We start from the raw sequence: 21,405 nt of genomic DNA, 5'->3' as shown, positions 1-21,405 counted from the left end.
CTAACCAAGGAAGACCCTATGTTTGGAGCACAACTTGTTATTGTCCTGGCGGCGATTTATCTGGGTGCCCGGCTCGGAGGTATCGGCATCGGTTTTGCCGGTGGGCTGGGTGTACTGGTTCTGACCCTGTTTTTCCAGGTCCCTCCGGGTGCTATTCCCTTTGATGTGATTGAAATCATTATGGCGGTCATTGCAGCTATCGCCGCTATGCAGGTCGCCGGAGGTATGGATTACCTCGTCAGTCTGGCGGAGAAGTTACTGCGCCGTCATCCCAAATACATTACCTTCATTGCCCCCATGGTGACCTGGCTGATGACCATTCTGGCCGGTACCGGGCATACTGCGTTCTCAACCATGCCAGTGATTACTGAAGTGGCGAAAGAACAAGGTATTCGCCCTTCCCGCCCTCTTTCTATTGCCGTTGTCGCATCACAAATCGCCATTACTGCGTCACCCATTTCCGCAGCAGTGGTGTTCTTCGCAGGGATACTGGAACCACTGGGTATCAGTTACCTGCAACTGTTGGCCGTGTGTATCCCCGTCACTTTTGTCGCCGTTATGCTGACGGCGGTATTGTGTAACTTCCTGGGGGGAGAACTGAAAGATGACCCGGTATACCAGGAGAAACTCGCAAGAGGGGAAATCGTCCTGCGTGGTGCCAGTAAGATTGTCCTGAAGCCCCATGCAAAACGTGCCGTAATGCTGTTTCTTATCGGGATCGTTGCGGTGGTTCTGTATGCCACCGCCATCAGTCCAACCGTTGGGTTAATTGACAACCCGGTGTTGCCACGTAATGAAGCCATTGTGGTGTTTATGCTAACTGTCGCCACCTTGATTTGCCTGACGTGTAAAGCCAATACAAGCGAGATCCTCAATGCCAGTACATTTAAATCTGGTATGAGCGCCTGTATTTGTGTGCTGGGTGTCGCCTGGCTGGGCGATACCTTTGTCAAAGGCCACATTGAGGATATCCAGCATCTGGCTGGTGGTTTGCTGCAGAACTACCCATGGTTACTGGCTGTGGTGTTGTTTTTTGCCGCAACCCTGCTTTACTCACAAGCCGCAACCACTAAAGCATTGATGCCCGCCGCCTTAATGCTTGGCGTCAGCCCACTGGCGGCGGTGGCCTCTTTTGCCGCGGTTTCTGCGTTGTTTGTGTTGCCCACTTACCCAACGTTACTGGCTGCTGTGGAAATGGACGACACGGGTTCCACACGTATCGGGAAATATGTGTTTAACCACCCCTTCCTGGTGCCTGGTGTGGTAGCCATTATCCTGTGTGTCATTCTCAGTTTTATTTTTGGCGGGCTTATTCTGTAAAACAACTCAAATTCCGGGCCTCTGGCAGGCCCGGCCACTCGCTTATCTCAGCATCGTGTTATAGTCATGGTTTTGGTTAACCAGAGGTTCATCCATGGCAACAACAGACGCTGTAGTCGTACTGTGTACCGCACCCGATGAAGCCACAGCCCAGGAACTGGCTGCACAAGTTTTAGCTGAAAAGCTGGCAGCCTGTGTCACCATTCTGCCTGGCGCATCGTCCATGTATTACTGGGAAGGTAAACTGGAGCAAGAATATGAAGTGCAGTTGATTCTGAAAACCAATTCACAACACCAGCCAGCTTTACTGGCTTGTTTAAAAAACCACCACCCATACCAAACCCCAGAGTTACTTGTTTTGCCGGTAACCGATGGCGATAAAGAATACCTTTCATGGCTCAACGCATCTTTGTCCTGATCCTCTGTCTGTTCAGCAGCCCGGTGTTCGCCGGGTTGTTTGATAACCAGAGCACCAATAATTTTGTCCCTGCCAGCAAGGCATTTCAGTTCGATTTTCAGCAACAGCAACAGCATTTGATGTTGCACTGGCAGATAAAACCAGGATTTTATCTGTATAAGAAACAGATAAAACTGACGCCGACAGAGGCCACTCTCGGCGAAGTGACTTTCCCTCAGGGTGAATCCCATCACGATGAATTTTTTGGCGACAGCGAAGTCTACCGCCAGCAACTCACGCTGCCTGTGACATTACAGCAAGCCAGCCATACGGCGCATATTACCGTTACCTGGCAAGGGTGTTCTGACCGTGGTGTTTGCTACCCACCCGAAAGCCAGGATATTCCACTCAGTGCCGTGGCACCGTCATCAACGCCACCTGCCGTTCAGGGCAATAACCCCGGCCAGCAAACAAACGCGGCCGCACAGTTTACCGGGGAAAGTTCGCCACCTTCACCACATGCAGGCAGCCCGTTCTCTCCACTCTGGGCATTGTTGATTGGCGTGGGAATTGCTTTCACTCCCTGCGTGTTACCCATGTATCCCCTGGTTTCCGGCATTATTGTGGGTAACGGGCAATTATCACAGCGCCGTACACTGTGGCTGGCATTGTTGTATGTACAGGGCATGGCCCTCACCTACACGCTGCTGGGACTGGGTGTGGCGGCTGCAGGTTTGCCTTTCCAGGCCGCGCTGCAAAGCCCCTGGGTATTAAGCATTATTTCCGCGGTGTTTATCCTGCTTGCATTATCCATGTTTGGGGTATTCAGCCTGCAACTACCCGGCTCATTGCAAACCCGCCTGGCACTGTTAAGTAACCGCCAGCAAGGTGGGTCAGCCCCTGGTGTACTGGCTATGGGAGCCATTGCCGGGCTGATTTGCTCCCCCTGCACTACCGCACCACTTAGTGCCATTCTGCTGTACATCGCCCAAAGCGGGAACCTGCCCCTTGGCGGGCTAACCTTGTGGTGCTATGCCACAGGTATGGGGCTACCTCTGGTGGCGGTCGCGCTCTTTGGGCGGCGCCTGTTACCCAAAAGTGGCCCCTGGATGGAACAGGTTAAGGTGGCATTCGGCTTTGTTATCCTGGCGCTACCGGTCTTTTTGGTATCCCGCATTTTGCCCGGTGTGTGGGAGCCCCGCCTGTGGGGGTTATTGGGTGTGGCATTTTTCTCCTGGGGCTTTATTACTCTGCTGGCAGTTAAGCACCCGGCGATACGGGCAGTGCAAATCCTGTTATTAGGTGCCGCTTTAGTGTGTGCCCGGCCGTTACAGGACTGGGTATTTGGTGCGCCTCAGTCCACATCCGCAAATCACCTGGTCTTTCAGCCAGTAAAAGATAATAGCGAGCTGCAGTATTACCTTGCGCAGCACCCGGGGCAACCTGTCATGGTCGATCTTTACGCCGACTGGTGCGTTGCCTGTAAAGAGTTTGATAAATACACCTTCAGTGATCCTGGCGTACAGCGGGCACTGAAACAGGTACATTTGCTTAAGGTGGATGTCACAGACAATTCACCACAAAACCAGGCATTGCTGGCCGCACACCAGGTACTGGGGCTACCAACCATCCTGTTTTTTGACGGACAAGGCCAGCCCCTCGATAACCTGCGAGTCACCGGATTTATGGAGCCACCGGAGTTTATTCGCCATTTGCAGAAACTGCCCGGGTCAACAACAATTGACAATAATGAACAGTGATGGAGGGTTATTGCGTGCAACGTGAAGCTGTACTGGAAACGGCGCTATTGGTGATGGAGCGTGAAGGGCTGGCAACTATCACACTGGATCATGTAGCCGGTGAAACAGGTAAAACCGTTGAGTCACTGCAACTTTTTTGGCCCAACAGAGAAGCCCTTATCTACGATGCGCTGCGTTACCACAGCCAGCAAATTGAAACGCACCGCCGCCAGCTGCTGCTGGATGACACGCTGTCTGATGAGCAAAAACTGCTGGCACGCTATAAAACACTGACTGAGTGTGTGGCACAACAACGTTACCCAGGCTGCCTGTTTATTGCTGCCTGCAGTTTCTGGCCGGATGCAGAGGACCCTATCCACCAACTGGCAACGGAACAAAAACGAGCCGCCTGGGAATATACTCATACGCTGCTCAACCGGCTGGATGTGGACGACCCGGCAATGGTGGCAGACCAAATGGAACTGGTTCTGGAGGGCTGCCTGAGCAAACTGTTAGTTAAACGCCACCAGGAAGATGTGGATACCGCAGCCAGACTGGCGCAGGATATTTTGCGCTTTGCACAGTGCCGCCAGGCTGGTGCCCTCACCTGACCGGACACTTTTTGTCTCGCCATGCACAAAAAGCAGGCAATCAGATAATATTTGCCGCGTTTTTGTGATAAAGGCGTTGACGCCCTGCGGCCTTTACGGTTTAATGCGCCCCGTTGCCCGGATAGCTCAGTCGGTAGAGCAGGGGATTGAAAATCCCCGTGTCCTTGGTTCGATTCCGAGTCCGGGCACCACTTCTTCAGAGAACCCAGCCTGTGGCTGGGTTTTTGCTTTTCTGAAGCCGGACTCTTCATCGAACTCCGTTCGATTATTCGCCGTAAACGGCTCACCCCTTCGGGGCCAGCGCGGCAGGCGCGCTGTTCAACGCCTGAAGGCGCTAGTCCGAGTCCGGGCACCACTTATTCAGAGCCTGTTCGTTAAGAAATGAGATCCTTAACGGGCAAGACAAAGTCCCGGACTAATCATCGTGCTGGGTGAAATGAAGTTGTTCTGCATCTGAGGGTTTAGGGATTAAGAATCCGGATGATGTTCGTGCATCATTCGGATTTTTCACGTCCAAACATTTTCAGTTACAGGTATTAAACTTCTCATCGCTACTCTGTCAACGATTTGTAAAGGAAAAAGTCGCCATTTCTTCCCGTTTAGATATCAATCCCTTATAAATTTGTCCTGGGATTACTTCTAAGCGGCATATGCAGCTTCAAGGTTACGTCTCTGGTTTCCATGTTGGCCTCCACATATTCCAGAGTCACTGCAAAGCTGGAATGACCGAGTAGCATCTGCACATCATTCAGACTTCTGTCAGGCCTTTTCATCAGGGCTACCGTTCTTTCTGACCCCTTCGCGCAATTCCTTCCAATACCGATTACAGATGCAATGGTTAAGTAAACCTCTCGCTACTGATAATGGAAGGGAATTTCATGTTTACGACACCGTTCTGGCCCGCTGCTGACTCATACCATATCCACATGATGGATATCCCTCCTCCTGACTCACTTTCGCCCGCTGCGCTGGACCTTATCCACCAGGCTACGCGTCTTGCAGAGGCGGCCAGTCATATTCACCCGGTTTCCACACGGACCGGGAGTACGCTGCTTCAGTCTGTTGAAGAAAAGCTCAGTATTATTTGTTTCAAGCTTGCTCAGGAATTTGACGACCCGGATACCTGCAAAGCGTTGCAGTTACGTGCAGTAATCCTCTCTGACGCCAGCACAGCAAAAGAACTTCTCCCGCAAATAGCAGGGCTGGATGAACAGGAGTTGGTGCAGGGAATAGGTTACATGTCGACATGGGTTGGTAAGTCTCGCGCGCAGCATTATTCCGCCTGGTTTGGGTTAACAGCAATGACACGCTCTGTATTGCAGGGTGATACAGAGGCAGCCCTTGCATTCCTGCAATGCTATTCACCTCATCATCAGCGTGAAGAGGCGGATCTACTGCTGAACCGGCTGGGTAAAACTGTTGACATGATCGAGTACGACCAGAAGATTAAAGGCTTTACGTTATGATCGAATTTTCAAATGGTTTCTTACTGAGCCTTTCGCTTTGTCTTGACATCGGAATTGCCAATATCGCCATGATTACCCTTGCCATGCAACGCGGATATTTTCATGGTTTCTGGCTGGGAATGGGGACTTGTGTGGGTGACCTGGCATATGCATTACTGGCGCTGGCGGGAATGGCCGTACTGCTTCAGTATGAAGCCGTACGCTGGATACTATGGATTGGCGGTGGCGCGATGCTTCTGTGGTTCGCCGGCAAAATGCTGATTGCCGCTTTCAGGAAAGCTTCGGAGCTTAACGTGAGCGAAACCCATCAGTATCGCCCGCTGCTGCGTGAATTTGGCCGGGGCGTGGTGCTTGCCATGTCCTCCCCCACGGCCATTCTGTGGTTTGCGACAGTAGGTGGTGCGCTGATATCCCGGATGAGCCAGCATAGCGTTACGGCAACGTCCTGGTTTCTAAGTGGCTTTTTCATCGCAGGAATGTTCTGGACCTGTGTCTTGTGCCTGGTTGGAAGTTTTGGAGGCAGACTGCTTGGTCAACGCCTGCTTAAATATTCCTACATAGCGTCAGCGCTCATATTCAGCTATTTTGCGCTTTACGTGATTGTGTCAGGGTACAGGGAGTTTATGGTTACCTGATCTGACCTGCGAAGCATAGTGATGGGGGGTTGTTCCCATCACTTTGCGAAATGCATTAATGAAATGACTCTGATCGTAAAATCCCAGCATTATCGCCGCATCAAGAGGATGCACGTTTCTGCGAAGCAAGTCGCGGGCATGGTGCAGACGAAGCTGCATATGATACTGCAGAGGCGGCATACCTGTATGCCGGGTAAAGAAGCGAACAAGATGATATTTGCTCATCCCCGCCAGCTGCGCGAGCATCTCCAGCTGCGGTTTTACGCTGAGGTGCTCCCGCAAATACTCGATAACAAGATAGATTTTCTGTTCGTCAGATCTCTGAAGTAGAGCTGGCGTCTCAAGCAGCTCACCACAAAGTAAAATCAGTTCCTGCTCCTCATCCATGCCCCACTCCAGTCGGGCTGATGTTGCAAAACGGTACAGCGCGTCAAACAGGCGACTGTTATTGATTATGCCTTCTCGCAGAACAGGTGCTTCATGAGGGCTATTGAGATTGTCCTCATCTGCAAGCATTTTTATCACTGCCTGGGGTATGTGCACACTGATGAATTCCACGGCTTGAGTCTCAAAACGCGAAGCCTGAATGGTTCCCGGATTATATAAGGTAACCTGACCACTTTTAACATAGGCGGTTTTCCCTGCCAGCCAGATTTCCTCTACCCCCGTCAGGTTTGCACTGATGACATATTCATCGTGAAGATGTTTCGGAAAGCCCGAATTACAGGCTCTGACCCGCGAACACTCTATGCCATTTCGGCTAAACCATTCTGCAGACTTTAGTGACAACGTATCTGGCCTTATGCAGCAATAGTGAATAATTATTAATAAAACCATTTGCTGAACGCTTTTTCAACTGGTGGCCTTAGGGCTCCAGCGAATAAATTACCCACAGGGGTGCAAGTTATTCCATATATAGGCTGTATTCGCAGTGATTTGTCTGTAGAGGCAAAACGAGGCTTTGTGGCTTGATATGGCGTGCTACCGTATATTTCTTGGTGTACCACGATCCGAGGGAAGAAATTGGACATATATACAGGTGGTAACCGATTTTCGGGCTATTTCCTGACAATGGCTTCACCAGAAGTGAATCAGTTGATGAATACAGCACTTTCTGTATCGGGGTTTCATATTAAAGATGCCCTGACGCGCGTTCGTTTTCTGGACAATGTGCACCTTTGCAGTAAACCAACTTGCCCGTGGCCTGGACATCTATTCCCTTTCCAAATTGCCTGGTCACAGCGAACTTAGAACAACAGAAATCTACGCAGATATTCTGGAAACCCGCTGCACAGAGGACATGCGGACTTTTCCGGATATCTTCGATGAGTCATCAGACTAAGATCTTTTTCACAGCTAAAAGAATAGATGTTGAAGAATAATTATAAAGATAGATACAAAGTGACTACTGTAACGATATCAATTCATATTCTAGTAATTGGATCAGTTCTCTTAGAAGTCAGGAGTGCTATCTTTGCACGATACTTGTGAATTGCTTATTTCGTCCTGAGCTGCTTTCCTGTATTGGGCAGGGGCAACAGACATCACGCGTTTGAATGCATTGCTGAATGCACTGTCAGAAGTATAACCAACCGAGGCTGCGGCCTCGGAAATTGAGGCTCCCGCCCGAAGCTCACGTCTTGCAAGGTACATTCTCCATTGTGTCAGATAAGTAAGCGGAGGCACGCCAATCATCTTGCGGAATCGAACTGCGAGAGATGTTCTCGACATCCCAGCCTTTTTCGCCAGTTCTTCAAGCCCCCAATTCCTTGACGGTTCACTATGAATGCTACTAAGCACAATGACTAACCGTGGATCACCGAAGCCTTTAAGCCAGCCTTCATCACTATCCGGTGCGTGTGCCAAATAGGCCCGAATGGTTTGAGTAAATAACAGCTGAGCTAATCCTGATATAGCTGTCAATCGACCTGGTCGTGCACTCTTCATTTCAATCACAAGTTGCCCAAGCAACCATGCAATAGGTTTGGCTTCATCGCTTACGCCCCGTACATGTATAAGCGGCGGCAGACCATTGAGGAGCAGTGTCTGTCGTTCAGCATCAATCTGGATCATACCGCCAAGCATGGTAAAGTCGCTGCCCTCACCGAGCCGATATTGGTCATTGCCGTCCTGGACAACAGATGTACTGGTTGCCTCAGGAACAAGTTCTGCGGTACTGGCCAGTGTCAATGTCCGTGTCCCATTCGTGATCAATACATCACCTTCATCTAGTCGGGCTGGCTCGGACATCCCATCAATGGAATACCAGCAACTCCCGTCAGTTACAGCGCAAAACTTAATTGCATCCAGATTCGTGAAACGACGCGCCCATGCGCCGCCCGCTATTAACTGCCCAGAAAGTTGGCAGTGAGCCTGAAGAAAATCCAGGAGATCTGAAAGAGGGTCGGATTGAAAGTTTGAACTATCGCGCATAAAAAATGAACTTATGGATATTCTTAGTACATATTCATGAGTCTATCATGCAATAACTCACTCGTCTCGGAGATTTAGCATGCCTCTTAATCATTTCGTAACACTCGGTCGTTCTGGTTTACGCGTCAGCTCGTATTGCTTGGGCACTATGACTTTTGGTGAAGATTTCAGCTGGGGCGCAAGCCCAGAAGAATCGTTTGCCATGCTTGATGAAGTTACTTCGACACTTATTGGTGCAAGGCGACTTGATCAGCTCAAAGCTAATCTTGATTCTCTTGATGTAACGCTATCCTCCGGGCAGATCAGCAGGTTAACTGGAGTTTCTAAACCGCGACTGAATTTCCCTGCTGAAAATAATAAAACTCTGGCACCAATGCTTGCTTTTCCTGGTACGACAGTTGATGGACGAACTGTACTTACGCCAGACCGACTCTCTGAATGATGGGGGACATATGAGAGAGCATCATATTGCCGTAAATGGTGTATCGCTGCACGTTGTTGAATGTGGTGAGGGATCCGCGGTGCTGTTCTGTCATGGATTTCCTGACACATGGCGTAGCTGGCGTCAGCAAATGAACGCTGTCGCCCATGCAGGCTATCGGGCAATCGCATTAGACATGCGAGGATATGGGGAGAGTAGTGGCCCAGACGAAGCATCAGCATATACAGCATTGAATATCGTAGGTGATCTTGTCGCCATTCTTAATCACATGAATTGCGAGACAGCGACATTGGTTGGCCATGATTTTGGGGCTGTGGCTGCCTGGACAGCCGCACTCATCCGGCCTGATCGATTCCGGGCAGTTTTTGGCTTGAGTGTGCCGCCCTTTGATTTTGACGGTGGGAATTTTCTGTCTGAATTACGGGAAAAAGGACAGCATGATTTCTACATGTTTCGACAAATGAGCCCTGCCGCAGACAATGAATGGGCTGATGCCAAAAATACGATCCCGGCGGCTTTCTATTGGACGTCAGCAGAGGCTCCAAAAGGAGAGCGCTGGCATCCTATGGATATCAACCGAGGACTACTTAGACCTACTCCGGTAAAGCGACCAAGATTTGTTGAACCTACCGATTTCGCCTTGATGATCGACCAATTTAAAAAGAATGGATTTCATCGTCCACTGAATTACTACCGTGCATTGGAATCCTATATCGACATGATGCCGGCCTTTGCTGGATGCAGAATTCAGGTCCCATCTTTTTTTATCATTGGCGCAGCAGATGGACTGAATGAGCTGCACCCTGTAACGACAGAAATACTACAGCACGTCCTTACTGATTTACGCGAATTTATTGTGTTGCCAGACGTAGGGCACTGGCCTCAGCTTGAGGCACCAGAACAAACAAACAGCGCATTAATCGGCTTTTTGGATGCCATTTACTGATGAACCCATTTTCAAATCAGCTTTTATGAGGAATAGGAGGGATAACAATGAATACACCTCAGGAATCCATCGGTTCAGGCTTTAGTCGGGCTTCCACAACTGTTGACATTATCAAGGGTGTTAACTTGGTTGGAAAGGTCGCTATTGTCACCGGAGGCTACTCAGGCCTCGGGCTTGAAACAGCCCGTACACTAGCCTCCGCAGGTGCCAGAGTTATCGTGCCTGCGCGCAATGTCGAACGTGCGCGTAAAGCCATCAACAATGTTGGTGGCGGCATGGAAGTCCAGCCAATGGATCTTACTCATCCTGACTCTATCGATAATTTTGCACGAGACTTTGTAGAGACAGGTCTGCCGCTCCATCTGCTCATAAACAATGCAGGGATAATGGCACTGCCTGAACTGACGCGGGACACACAAGGTAATGAGCTTCAATTTTCTACTAACCATCTCGGCCATTTCCGGTTAACCATTCGACTCTGGCCAGCATTAAAGCGAGCAGGTGGTGCCCGAGTAGTATCAGTTTCATCTGCTGGACACCGATTCTCACCTGTCGTTTTTGAAGACATTAATTTTGTTCACCGTGACTACGATGCTTTCAAAGCCTATGGTCAGTCGAAAACGGCCAACATACTCTTTGCTGTAGGCCTTGACCGACGAGGTAAGGATTATGGCATCCGTGCCTTTGCACTTCATCCAGGGGGAATTGCGGGAACAAATCTAGGTACTCATGTTGGGGTTGAAATGCTGAAAAAGACCGGGTTTATCGATTCGAACGGCAGACCAGTTGTTGACCTGGCCCGTGATCTCAAGTCTATATCGCAAGGAGCCGCGACCCATGTCTGGTGTGCAGTCAGTCCACAACTCAAAAGTAAGGGAGGGGTATTTTGTGCTGACGCTGATATCACATCTGTATTGCCTGACAGCGACTTCCCCAATCTGGCTACTGAAGATCGAACCAATCGGGGTACGGGTGTCCAAGCCTATGCAATTGATCCAAATGCGGCTGATGAGCTTTGGCATAAAAGCGAAGAGCTCACAGGTGTATCTATTCCGTGCTAACCAAGTTGTGATGGCGTAGTGCTTGTCGCTTGCCATCATCATTTATCAAAGAAAATCGTCATATGAAAACCCGTCGCCTTGAACGTACAGCTCAGGCTACATGATGAGGGCTGTGTGTTATATCTCCCTTGCCAGCAAGTAATCCATCAATGGAAATATCCTCATCAAGAGAATCCCAGTGTATGCCACGCTTACTGAACTCATATTCACAACGATCCTGCTCAGAGGCGTTTAACAGTTTGGGAAACCACACCAGAGGGATCCCCATAACCCGGCCATCACTTAACTCAACCCACATCGTGGTTTCGTCAAATTTCACATTCTTAGCTGAAATAGTCATTCCTGGCCTCCACAAACAATGTCTGATTGTGCTCTATCATTTTTGTTAATGCCCGGATTGTACGGGTATCAAAACCATCATTCCGGCTTACTTTAACCGCCCCATCAGTCCAAAATTTTGCTTCGCCTGCTGCATTACGGATATGAATATGGGCAGGCTCACGCGGATTACCGTAGTTCGAGTAAAAGAAAAATTTTAATCCGTTTAGCCTGAGTATAACCGGCATAAATAATTTACCTCACTTAACGCACGATTATCCTGAATAAAAAATCGCCAGTCAAACTGGTGCCAAGAATAGATAACTCATTGATTATGTTATGAAATAGCGTGAATGGCTTTTCGACAACTGCCATAACCATGCCCAAGGAACGGTATGTCATCGTCAAAAGCCATCGGTGGTTCATTCTGCGGATTTCGTGGCGCTGACTGAGCCTGCTGCGGTTGCTGATTGACAAAAGCGCACTAAGACCGCTCAGCGCCTGCTTAATGCCGGTATAAATCCCTGTTCCTTGCCGCTGCTGATTCCCCATCATGTACGTATCTCCCTCACCGGACAGGTGCATGTTTTGCGGACTCACCAGCCAGCGCAGCAGACTTTCCTCCCAGTTCCAGGTGGATCTTGCGGATCTTGCCTTCATCATATTGACCGTCCGAGTGTCAAAACTTTCCAGTAGGCAGTTTCAGCCCCTTACTCGATGCGCTCCACCAGTCTTTACGGTTGGATATACGTCATATCTTTGAACTTGATCGAGTCTTTAATCTCCACACATCCTTCACGATCTTGAACATCTACAGTCCCTTTGATATCTGCACCGCCGTCATCTTTGAGCCAAATATACGGAAGGATTGGAATATTATTTCGCCCTTATTTTATTGATCAGCTTCATTACTATAATGTATATCCCTGTAGTAATAATTAATACAGAGAAAACATCAATATAGAAATAAGCATCATAGTTCGATTCTGCATTTACATCGCCACTAATAAGCAGGGCGAATTTACTTGCAAGGGTGTGGTTAATATAGATTTCAGGATTAGCAAGAATCCGAGCTACGGCAAAAATAATAATTAAGAAAAATATTTTTTTGCGACCCTACGGGCAAGCGTTTGAGCCATTGGCTACTACCTCAACCCAACCCCGAGCCATAAGGGAACGCATACAAGGCACCTGCATCAGAATCCAGTAATTACCCAGTGGCAATGGGCCATCACCCTTAATGGCACCGCAAGCCCCCTTGTTCCGGTAAATACCATTACCAGAATATTATGCTGTGATGACTTCCACTATGGTGTGTATAAAAGCCCAAAATAAAAGGCATATGCCCTCAGAATGTCAGGATAGCAGCCCTCCCGTGAGATATTCAGAAAACGCTAATCAGGCATATCTCAGATAACGAAGCGTAGACAGTTGTTACTACGTTCCTCTGCACAAAAATCAAATATTACTCAGGGCAGCTATTCCTTTCCATGACGAATACTGGACGTAAATAACTTACATCCAGCCACAGTACTTAAATTTAGCCAGGCAAATGAGCGAATGGATTCAGCGCCAACAGGTTTATCTGTAACTGGCTGTGTAGCAGCATGATAAGAAGGATCAACGAAGTACATACCATTTGAATAATCACCGCCTTATGTAAAAGAGCAGTGTTTTCATCCCAACCGAGCTCACCGGGCTGGAGTGTTGCCAACGCCTTGTTAGCTGGATCGCGTAAACGTTTTTCCGCAACTGAATCAATGATAAATACCAATACACTGAGGATGAACCATAGTTGAAACACTCGATACCAGTCTTGTAACCAAAACATGGCTACGCCACTCAGTATAAGTACCCAGCCTGCGATATTGTAATAGGTATCAGCCACACTCAAGCCTTTTAGCAGCAGGTTTTTGTTGTCCCCCTGGCAACGTTTTAAACGTGCAGAAAGCCAGGGGGAAAACAACAATGGACCAGTCGCAGAGACAGCTGCCAGTGCATGCAGTACTTTAGTAATATCGTAACTTAACATCATTTTCTCCACTTATATGAGCATTGCGCCATACAGTACGTGAGAAACGAAATGACAGGAATGTTCAAAAAAAACAACTTATAGAATGAAACGGTCAATTTGCCTTGTTCTGATTAATCAACCTTAAGCAAGGGAGAGTCCTGCAAACATTTCCGAACCCTCCCAGGGCAATTATCGGCTACCCGCCGGAACCAATGACCAAAAGAGTCGCCGGAAGAGAAGCCTAACATTGCAGAGATCTGGCCGTTAGAAAGCCCATTAGCCAACCCTTGCCAGGCCACTGTAAGGAGTAGACGATTATGCCATTCGGTATAACGCATCCCGGTTTCTTTGCGGAATAAACGAGCCAGCGTACGCTCTGTTGCCCCAACCAGACTCCCCCACTCACTCAGACTACGCCGCTGGGCCGGGTTATCTATTAGACTACAGGTGACCTTTTTAAGGCGACTATCTTTCGGTAGCGGCAAAGACAGATTGCTTTCAGGCTGTTCTTCTATCTCTTCAAACAGCATTTGTAGCATACTGTTGCGACGTGCCGGTGTAAGAGGCTGCTTAACATTCGCCAGCCTCTCGCATAACGCTACGATAAGTAATGAAGAATCCAGCGGCTTTATTTGGGAAGCAGGCAAACAACACAGCTCCGGGGTAATGTAGAAAACGGTCAGATCAACACGGTTATAGGCCCTTCCCCAATGTATCTTATCAGGCGGTATCCACACTGCCATGCCTTGCTTAAGCAACCACTGTTGATCTGGCGTATGCCCGTAAAGTACCCCATGATTGACCAAAACGAATTGCCCCAGCGGATGGCTGTGGGGCAAATTTTCTTCTTCCGCCACCCGGTCCAGAACTCGTTCAATGACCAATGCATCGTAATTTGTTGTTTGATCCACTAATTTCACCAAATACTTATTTTTTCGGGTATGTGCGGGGTAGCAACAGCGTAAAACATAAACCTGTCAACATACTCACCCCTAAAATACCAAAGCACACCTGAAAAGCATGAATACCAGACAAATGGAGCTGTATTGCCGCCAGGGCATTTACACCTAATGCAGCCCCCAAATTACGCAGAAACTGCACCGTTGCCGTCCATGCTCCCAGGCGGTCGGCAGGTGCTGTATTTTGTGTAAAAACCAGCGTAGTAGTGGCCGTAAAACCCATCCCCAGCCCGATCAACAGAAGTGCAACAGCCACCAGCACGATCATATGATGCCCCAGGGCAGGAATGACCAGAAATGCGCCTGCCGCCAGCAAAAACATACCGAAAAGTGCCATATATAAATAGCCTGTTCGGGACAATTTACTGCCACAGAATGCAGCGCCAATCACCCATCCCATCGCAGCCAGCATAATCAGGAGACCCGTTGTTGCTGCTGAACCAGATTGTTGGCTCAAAGCCAAAGGCATCAACGTGACCGAGGCATACAACCCCGCACTGGAAAGTAGCACTAAAATAATAACGGCAACCAACTCTCTACGCTGAAGAAATTGTAACGGAACCGGGCTGCTTTCTGGGCGCGCACGAACCCGCAACCCTAACAGCAACAGCGATATCAACATTGCGGCCCACAATACAGGTATCATCCCGTTCAGACCTTTCGGCTGGCTCATTAACAATAACAGGCTGCTTGCCAGAATAACCAGGAGCAATTGCGCCAATATATCAACGCGTACTCTGCCTCCCCCTTTCCCTACCACCGGGGTCACCCATAACAACAGCAATGCCAGCAGACCTACTGGAAGGTTGAACCAAAAAATCATGCGCCAGCCAAGCGTGCTTGCAAGAACACTGCCTAATAAAGGCCCAACAATCGCGGAAAGCCCCCATACACTACTCAGCATTCCCTGCATTTTCCCTCGTTTATCAATGTCAAACAGGGCTGCCAACAGTGAATAAGACAGTACAATAATGCCACCGGCTCCTCCCCCCTGTAACGCCCGCGCCAGAATCAATACAGGCATACTCGGGCTCAATGCGGCAAGGACCGAAGCAGCTAAAAATAACATCAGGAAAAGTTTGAGCGTAACAGAAACGCCGAGTCTGTCACCGCATGCCCCCGCTAACGGAGCCACTAATGCTACTGGTAACAGAAAAGCTGACATAACCCACGGATAGAGGGCCGGGTGACCCAGTTGTTGACCGATTGTAGGCAACACAGTAGCAACAATAGTGCTATCCACGGCAGCCAGAAATAACGCCGCAATCACTGCTAATACACCCAGGCGCTGATTATTTTGTGGTATTTCTGCCGTTGCTAATGTTTGCTTTTTCATAACTGACTCAACCCTGTATGAACCCGTGACGCCAGAGAAAACTGACGAACAACTGCCGCCGTCTCTTCATCCATATAGTCATCCACTTTGCGGATCAGGTCGCCAGACTGAACTTGCTCACGAAAGCGCATGGTCATATCCAACTGCGTTTTCGCAGCGTGATTACCCTCTGTGTAATCCAAATCAAACGCCGCTTTGACAGTTTCAGCACTTGCCTTTGCCAACTGGGTATTCAGCGCCTCCGTCTCCTGGATCAGGTGATGCATGCGCTTACGCTCTGCTGCCGTAAAGGTAGGGATTACCTCATCAAAAATAGCGTGATCGCACCGAATATGGCGGGCTTCGTCGAGCCCATGGAAATGCAGCAGTTTCGTCAGGAAGCTATGTTGCATAGGATCCAACACTTTAAGCCGTCGCTCGAAGACGGTAATAACCGACTCCCCCACATACGCCGTGGAGCACAGTGCCGCCAGCTTAATCAGAGGTGCATCATTTTCATGACAGTAAAGTTCGATACGCTGCCTGAACAGGTTGTTCTCAAGCTTAATATCGCGCCCCGACAGATGACGAACATACTGATAGAAACTGTTGGCGTGATTAATTTCTTCAGCTGCGAAACACGAAAGCGCGTGGTAAAGACCATCCCCGGCAATAAACGGCGTGTTACAGGCCTGCAATTCACACAACGTACGGCTCATAACGGTGGCCACATGCATTTCAATTTCGGCCAGTTGCGCCAGTTCTTTGTACAAATAGGCCACGGCCTTGTCTTCCTGACCCATTTCGCCCACCAGCGCACGCGAGAGAAAATCCAGTTCGTCACCCACTGCGGCCTGCTCCCACGGCATTCGATTAGGATGCAGATAATTGAGATGGGCATATTCATTGATTTGTTTAAAAAAATTCATAAGGAATGATCCGTCAGGCAATATAAGAAAGTGCGTTGAAAATAGTACGGGATTTATCTTCGATCTGGCGGCGGCCATGCATCACGCGGGTGTTATCGATCAACACGATGTCGCCGTGCTGCCAGCCAATGTCATAAGTGAAGCGATCGCACACAGCCTCGGTCTCTGCGAGTAGATCAGCAGGGATCTCCTTGCCATCAGCGAAAGTGATCAACGGTTTCTCATAGTTATTGGAAGGCCCAAAGATACTGTTAGCAAAGTTGAGCATTTCCCGTGGGTTAACGCGGCTGGCCCGGATAGCCGGCGTTTGGAATTGATAGCGAATAGAGTTGTCATCGTTAAGCGTAATACTCGCCCCTGGCGTTCCCATGCTCAGTGATGACAAGTGCGCCAGTGTAGTCTCTTCTACACTGGCGGGAGCATTTAGCTGGCCTGCAAGCGCATGGAAAGCATACGTTTTCCATTTTTTTTCTTCCACACGGCGGGAATACATGATATCTCGCGCACTAAACGCGGCGCGAGCGTGTGAGCTGAGGTGCTGGTAGACCTGTTTGCCATCGCAGACTGTGGTTTGTGAACCATACTCAGGTGCCTTTTGGCAATAAAACCAGCAGAGATCGGGCCAAAACGGGCTGTTGCCATTCTCGCAGTGCAACCCCACTTTATCGTAACCGGCATCCACCTTTTGCGCTGTATCACCATTAAAGCTACGAGCAGGATCAAGACTAATACGCCCACTAGTTTGACGAACCAGACGAGAGAAGCGTTCAATGCTGTGTTTAAAACCGCGCAATACAACATAACCGTGCCCGGTAAGTTGTGAGAGCAGGTAATCTGGCAACAGACTGGTGACCTCACCTCCGTTCAGAGAAGTAACAATCAGCCCGGTATCACTGATGTGTGTAGTTTCACGAATGTTCATGCTTTAGCTGTCTCTTGTTGGGCTAAAAAGTCAAAGATGGCGTTACGGCGCGGACGACCTGTAACAGTAAACAGGTGTTCCATAATTTCGGGGGTGTGGGGGAGTAAAACCGGTTCAGCAATATGCTCGATCTCATTGAGATTTTCTCGGGCAAACGTAGCAATGGCCTGACGTATGGTTTGGGCTTTTGCAATATCCTCCACCACAAAGATGCCACTGAGGAACTGCTGCCTGTCACCATAGACGATGACCTGCAAAACTCCGGGTACAGCGCGGTAGGCGGACTCCAGCCATTCAGGCGAGATATTGCGGCCATTCGCAGTAATGATCATGGTTTTCTTGCGACCAATGATGGAGATAAAACCATCGTCATCCTGGGTCGCCAGATCCCCCGTGTGCAGCCACCCTTCCTTATCGACTGAACAACTACTGGGATCTTCATTCGAATAACCCGCAAACAGCGAAGTGCTACGCAAGCAAAGCTCTCTCTCTTCACTGATTCTAATTTCGACATGTGCCAGCGGCTTACCCACAGTGCCAATACGGTTGGCACCACGCGAGTTCCAGGTGGCGACAGAACTGTTCTCGCTTAAACCATACCCTTGATAAACCGGGATACCGAGTCTATCCAACTCGAACAAGATCTCTGCGTTAACTGGCGCACCACCAGCTGCCAGCAATGGCACTGTTTCTCGCCCGAACAGTGCAGTCAGCAGGCCAGGTTTTTCGCCATGTACCTGAGCTTTTTCTGCTAACGCCTCGACCAACGCAGGAGTTAACGTCAATGATGAAGGTTTCGCCTGGCGGATAATAGCCAGCCGCTCCGACGCCGTGACGCCAGGGCTGCCCAACGGGGGCATATCACGCGGCGGCATTACCACCGCTCCGCCGGAGGTCAATGGCATATACAAAGCTGTCACCTGTTCAATCAACAGGCTCAGTGGAACCAGATTCAAATAACGTTGGTAATCCCCTTTTTCAGCGCGCAGCCAAAGCGCGTCAACTAACGCATCTAAGCCGTGGCGACGAATCTGCACGCCTTTAGGTTGCGAAGTGGTACCGGATGTGTGGATCACTTTGATAACGGTATCTTCAACCATTCGTGCGGCAGTATGTTTTAATGGCGCTACCCCAGCCAGCGTTTCACCAGAGGTTATCGCCATCACCTCCCCGGCGAGTTGCAACCCGCCCTGCTGCCACTGCGTTAAACGTTCGGCCCCTGTCTCATCGGTCAGAATGACTTTGCAGTGTTGTAATAACCAGGCTGCCTGCTCACCTGAGAATGCCAACGGAACCGGGACTTCAGTCAGGTTGGCCAGCAACAGTGCCACATCCGCCAGCACCCACTCAGGTGTGTTTCCCATCACAACCCCCACAAGCGCACCTTCCGGCATCAGTGCCAACAACTTGGTTGCCAGGTGGTGCGCTTCATGAATAAGCGCGCCATAGGTGTAGTGAATTGTTTCCCGATAGTGACTATCCTGATCTTTATGAAGTTGGATCACCGCAGCCGCCTGCGGGTTTTCTTCAGCCTGGGCCAAAATTGCATTCAGGATATTCATGCCGCTACCTGCGATAACCCCAGAGGTGAACGCGCCAGGTGTTCAAATTCGGAGAAAACCAAACGCCCGCAAAAGTGATTAAACAAATGCCCACACTGTTCCAGTAAAATCACACCGGTTTGTGGTGCCTGATCGTAATAACTGCCCCAGGCCGCCTTCTCTTCAGGTGAGAGGCGGGTGGAAGAGGCTTCTGCCAGCATGGTGAAAGGAATTTGATGGAAGGCCAGTAATTTACGTAAACGTCGGGTAGAGGTACAAAGAATCGCTTTGCTGCCCATTAACCACGCAATAATAGGAACAATACGGATAAGATCTGCGGCAACGTTGGGATTATCAGAAGCCAGCGAACCAATTTCTACTACCTGGTGGCGAGATAACGATTGCCCGGTTTGCTGCAAGATTAATGTATCTAACGGCGTATCCAGATAACGTTCAGAAAATAAGTGCTGACCTGGCGCAGCAAAAGAAATCCCCGTACAAGCAACTAACTCCCCAGAACTTTTATTCTGGCAGGAAATAATAATATCCGGATCGGGGTTAATCTTAGCCTTGTAATTATCAGAATAAATTTTCTCGATATACTTTCGTGATTTCTCAGCTTGTTCGTCATGCCGATAAATAATTTCAATCCGTGTTGAAGATGCATCATCACACTGTTTTTTATGCAGAAAGGCACTCACTTTAACATTCCCTTAGGTTAAGCGTTAACATAAATAATGTTAAAACTTTGTTTTCTTCTTTGAAATGTTCTATTAAGACAAAAAACCGTACAGAACAGACAAAGAGTCAGTTCTCTTGAAGTGAATCGATAAAAATCAATTAGTTATTATACAAAAATCAACTTAAAAATATTTCAAAAAGCTACAAAATATTAAAATAAATAAAGAAAATAACTATTAAAGCCTGAATGGGATGTGACTACCTGGTTAAATCCCGGCAGTAAAAAATGCATAACTATGCATGAGCATTAACAATAATATAGTCTCATGATAAGTCAGCTTACTATTGTTACTTGTAATCACTCATCAATATCCGTCTGCCAGGACTCGCCCCCCCCGAAAACTATTGCGACTCGCAAAATGTCAGAATATGGGGGCTAAACAAACCAACTATTCGGTATCTGTATCCTGGAGGAAATATCAGAGAACAACTGATGAATTGGTTTCAGTATCAGGTATTGCTCAGTGGGGGAATAGTGCCACGCACCGCATAACTCAGCGAGGTTGATAATTTAGGATATGGCGATTCATCATATAGCACAATTCAGGATGAGTTCCATCAAAGTTACACTCTATTCGGAACCGTTATTGAGAGGATAATACTTATATAGCGATTTATTGCGCGGCCTCTATGCACGTTACGCTATTGGCATACCAAGCCACCTTAATGGAGCAGCCTGACCAGGAGGATAGCGCAGACTATCCAAATGGCGATGAACACGCCCGCCGCCATGCGGCTTACCGGTTGTCCGGTAGCTTTAGCCGCGGTTTCTCGGTGCTCGTTCATTACCTCTGGTGGGATAAGCCTCACAACCAGCATGATTCCGAGTGGAACAATAATGATGTCATCCACATAACCCAGTACGGGAATGAAGTCGGGGATTAAGTCGACAGGCGAGACAGCATAGGCCGCGACAACCAATGCAAGCACCTTTACGAACCACGGGGTACGTGGATCACGAGCGGCAAGCCATACCGCATGCACGTCCCGCTTGATGCTTTTTGCCCATTGTCTGGCTTTTGAGATTCGTCCTTTTGTCATCGTGATCATTTCCTCTCGTTACTCATTCCCGCGCGGGGCAAGGCCAGTTCTCACACCAGACTAAGAAGTTACATGTTAAGCAGAGACACCTTCTTATGATAAAACAGAACAATATCAAACCGCATAAAAACAAACTCCCTTTGATATATAGCGTTTTATCCAACCTTTCATCACTGCTTATCCTGAGTCTTTAGCTTATCTATAGAAGAAACGCGACTTTTACATTGGTTTATTTTGCGTAGAAATCACCCTGCCCCGGTTGTAATAAAAATCGTTTCCGGTAACCGGAAACCACGCAGTTTCAGCAGGGCCAGCGGGCCTTCTCCGGCTTCGGTACGCAGGGTGTAGTTCAGCGCCCGCCCGTCCTGAGCCTGCCAGCTCAGGCTGTAGCTGCTGCCAACACCCGGATATGCACTCACCGTTGCCTGCTCCAGCAGGCGTATCCAGCCCCAGGCTCCCGGTATATCCGCATACAACCGGGTTCCGGCTGGGGTGCTCATCCAGCTTAAACGGGCACCGGCGGCTTCTGTATCCGCAGGCCAGGCGAAACGTTGCCAGACCGGCATCTGGTTCAT

22 protein-coding genes, 1 tRNA gene and 3 pseudogenes are annotated in these 21,405 nt (G+C 49.0%); 10 read left to right on the top strand and 16 right to left on the bottom strand.

Annotation, left to right across the window (positions count from 1 at the left end):
• Positions 1-18: 18 nt before the first annotated feature.
• The 7 genes from A9B99_RS13205 to A9B99_RS13175 all read left to right on the top strand — a co-directional run bounded on the left by A9B99_RS13205 (position 19) and on the right by A9B99_RS13175 (position 6,168).
• Entirely contained in the window at positions 19-1,320 is a 1,302-nt protein-coding gene (locus A9B99_RS13205; protein ID WP_064598192.1) for an anaerobic C4-dicarboxylate transporter, read from the top strand.
• Positions 1,321-1,414: 94 nt separating this feature from the next.
• Positions 1,415-1,738: a divalent cation tolerance protein CutA gene (gene cutA, locus A9B99_RS13200; protein ID WP_036103201.1), complete on the top strand. Its 324-nt coding sequence runs from the start codon at positions 1,415-1,417 to the stop codon at positions 1,736-1,738.
• Entirely contained in the window at positions 1,714-3,477 is a 1,764-nt protein-coding gene (locus A9B99_RS13195; RefSeq protein ID WP_064598190.1) for a protein-disulfide reductase DsbD, read from the top strand. The genes cutA and A9B99_RS13195 overlap by 25 nt, the downstream gene beginning before the upstream one ends.
• A 14-nt stretch (positions 3,478-3,491) precedes the next feature.
• Positions 3,492-4,067, top strand: a complete 576-nt coding sequence (locus tag A9B99_RS13190) for a transcriptional regulator (protein ID WP_064598188.1) — start codon at positions 3,492-3,494, stop codon at positions 4,065-4,067.
• A 115-nt stretch (positions 4,068-4,182) separates the two neighbouring features.
• Positions 4,183-4,258, top strand: a tRNA-Phe gene (locus A9B99_RS13185).
• A 687-nt stretch (positions 4,259-4,945) separates the two neighbouring features.
• The gene (locus A9B99_RS13180) at positions 4,946-5,533 is read left to right on the top strand and encodes a hypothetical protein (RefSeq protein WP_064598186.1); all 588 of its coding nucleotides are present in this window, start codon (positions 4,946-4,948) and stop codon (positions 5,531-5,533) included.
• A complete protein-coding gene (locus tag A9B99_RS13175; RefSeq protein WP_064598183.1) occupies positions 5,530-6,168 on the top strand; it encodes a LysE family transporter in 639 nt (212 codons plus the stop codon). Before A9B99_RS13180 ends, A9B99_RS13175 begins: the two co-directional genes overlap by 4 nt.
• On the opposite strand, the gene A9B99_RS13170 is transcribed toward A9B99_RS13175, so the two are convergent.
• Positions 6,139-6,957: a helix-turn-helix transcriptional regulator gene (locus A9B99_RS13170; RefSeq protein ID WP_064598975.1), complete on the bottom strand. Its 819-nt coding sequence runs from the start codon at positions 6,955-6,957 to the stop codon at positions 6,139-6,141. The two genes, A9B99_RS13175 and A9B99_RS13170, sit on opposite strands and share 30 nt — an antisense overlap.
• 663 nt (positions 6,958-7,620) lie before the next feature.
• Positions 7,621-8,601, bottom strand: a complete 981-nt coding sequence (locus A9B99_RS13165; RefSeq protein WP_064598182.1) for an AraC family transcriptional regulator — start codon at positions 8,599-8,601, stop codon at positions 7,621-7,623.
• Positions 8,602-8,749: 148 nt separating this feature from the next.
• On the opposite strand from A9B99_RS13165, the gene A9B99_RS23310 reads away from it, so the two are divergent.
• Genes A9B99_RS23310 through A9B99_RS13155 form a run of 3 tightly spaced genes read left to right on the top strand, consistent with a single transcriptional unit; the run spans position 8,750 to position 11,050 of the window.
• A complete protein-coding gene (locus A9B99_RS23310) occupies positions 8,750-9,043 on the top strand; it encodes a hypothetical protein (protein WP_197499276.1) in 294 nt (97 codons plus the stop codon).
• 10 nt (positions 9,044-9,053) lie between these two features.
• A complete protein-coding gene (locus A9B99_RS13160) occupies positions 9,054-9,989 on the top strand; it encodes an alpha/beta fold hydrolase (protein ID WP_064598973.1) in 936 nt (311 codons plus the stop codon).
• A 47-nt stretch (positions 9,990-10,036) separates the two neighbouring features.
• Positions 10,037-11,050 (top strand): SDR family NAD(P)-dependent oxidoreductase, encoded by a 1,014-nt coding sequence (locus A9B99_RS13155; RefSeq protein ID WP_064598180.1) that lies wholly within the window; start codon positions 10,037-10,039, stop codon positions 11,048-11,050.
• A gap of 91 nt (positions 11,051-11,141) precedes the next feature.
• On the opposite strand, the gene A9B99_RS13150 is transcribed toward A9B99_RS13155, so the two are convergent.
• From A9B99_RS13150 to A9B99_RS13095, 14 genes and pseudogenes are all read right to left on the bottom strand, one after another.
• Positions 11,142-11,390 carry a DUF2442 domain-containing protein gene (locus tag A9B99_RS13150; RefSeq protein WP_064598178.1) on the bottom strand — a complete coding sequence of 83 codons (249 nt, stop codon included), beginning with the start codon at positions 11,388-11,390 and terminating at the stop codon, positions 11,142-11,144.
• Complete coding sequence (locus A9B99_RS13145; protein WP_064598176.1) at positions 11,374-11,616, bottom strand: DUF4160 domain-containing protein; 243 nt, start codon at positions 11,614-11,616, stop codon at positions 11,374-11,376. Before A9B99_RS13145 ends, A9B99_RS13150 begins: the two co-directional genes overlap by 17 nt.
• Before the next feature lie 89 nt (positions 11,617-11,705).
• Positions 11,706-11,837, bottom strand: a pseudogene (locus A9B99_RS24260) (single-stranded DNA-binding protein); the annotation flags it as partial.
• A 310-nt stretch (positions 11,838-12,147) separates the two neighbouring features.
• Positions 12,148-12,243 (bottom strand): annotated as a pseudogene (locus tag A9B99_RS23295) (type VI secretion system tube protein Hcp); the annotation flags it as partial.
• 241 nt (positions 12,244-12,484) lie between these two features.
• Positions 12,485-12,655: pseudogene (locus tag A9B99_RS24510) on the bottom strand (tlde1 domain-containing protein); the annotation flags it as partial.
• Between the two features lie 253 nt (positions 12,656-12,908).
• A complete protein-coding gene (locus A9B99_RS13135; RefSeq protein WP_231889192.1) occupies positions 12,909-13,403 on the bottom strand; it encodes a hypothetical protein in 495 nt (164 codons plus the stop codon).
• A 110-nt stretch (positions 13,404-13,513) separates the two neighbouring features.
• A complete protein-coding gene (locus A9B99_RS13130; protein ID WP_064598971.1) occupies positions 13,514-14,293 on the bottom strand; it encodes an AraC family transcriptional regulator in 780 nt (259 codons plus the stop codon).
• Positions 14,294-14,309: 16 nt separating this feature from the next.
• Positions 14,310-15,677 (bottom strand): MFS transporter, encoded by a 1,368-nt coding sequence (locus tag A9B99_RS13125; protein ID WP_064598170.1) that lies wholly within the window; start codon positions 15,675-15,677, stop codon positions 14,310-14,312.
• Positions 15,674-16,585 (bottom strand): hypothetical protein, encoded by a 912-nt coding sequence (locus tag A9B99_RS13120; RefSeq protein ID WP_064598168.1) that lies wholly within the window; start codon positions 16,583-16,585, stop codon positions 15,674-15,676. Before A9B99_RS13120 ends, A9B99_RS13125 begins: the two co-directional genes overlap by 4 nt.
• Before the next feature lie 13 nt (positions 16,586-16,598).
• Entirely contained in the window at positions 16,599-17,507 is a 909-nt protein-coding gene (locus tag A9B99_RS13115; RefSeq protein WP_064598167.1) for a TauD/TfdA family dioxygenase, read from the bottom strand.
• Positions 17,504-19,069, bottom strand: a complete 1,566-nt coding sequence (locus tag A9B99_RS13110) for an AMP-binding protein (protein ID WP_064598165.1) — start codon at positions 19,067-19,069, stop codon at positions 17,504-17,506. Before A9B99_RS13110 ends, A9B99_RS13115 begins: the two co-directional genes overlap by 4 nt.
• Positions 19,066-19,749 carry a thermostable hemolysin gene (locus tag A9B99_RS13105; protein WP_064598163.1) on the bottom strand — a complete coding sequence of 228 codons (684 nt, stop codon included), beginning with the start codon at positions 19,747-19,749 and terminating at the stop codon, positions 19,066-19,068. Before A9B99_RS13105 ends, A9B99_RS13110 begins: the two co-directional genes overlap by 4 nt.
• Before the next feature lie 703 nt (positions 19,750-20,452).
• Positions 20,453-20,830 carry a YkvA family protein gene (locus tag A9B99_RS13100; protein ID WP_156519059.1) on the bottom strand — a complete coding sequence of 126 codons (378 nt, stop codon included), beginning with the start codon at positions 20,828-20,830 and terminating at the stop codon, positions 20,453-20,455.
• Positions 20,831-21,075: 245 nt separating this feature from the next.
• The coding region (locus A9B99_RS13095; RefSeq protein ID WP_064598159.1) for a type VI secretion IcmF C-terminal domain-containing protein at positions 21,076-21,405 on the bottom strand (330 nt) is incomplete at its 5' end.

The sequence above is a fragment of the Mangrovibacter phragmitis genome, from assembly GCF_001655675.1.
Classification (GTDB): domain Bacteria; phylum Pseudomonadota; class Gammaproteobacteria; order Enterobacterales; family Enterobacteriaceae; genus Mangrovibacter; species Mangrovibacter phragmitis.
The sequence above is the reverse complement of the archived record's forward strand: the minus strand, read 5'-3'. Positions and strand labels throughout refer to the sequence as shown.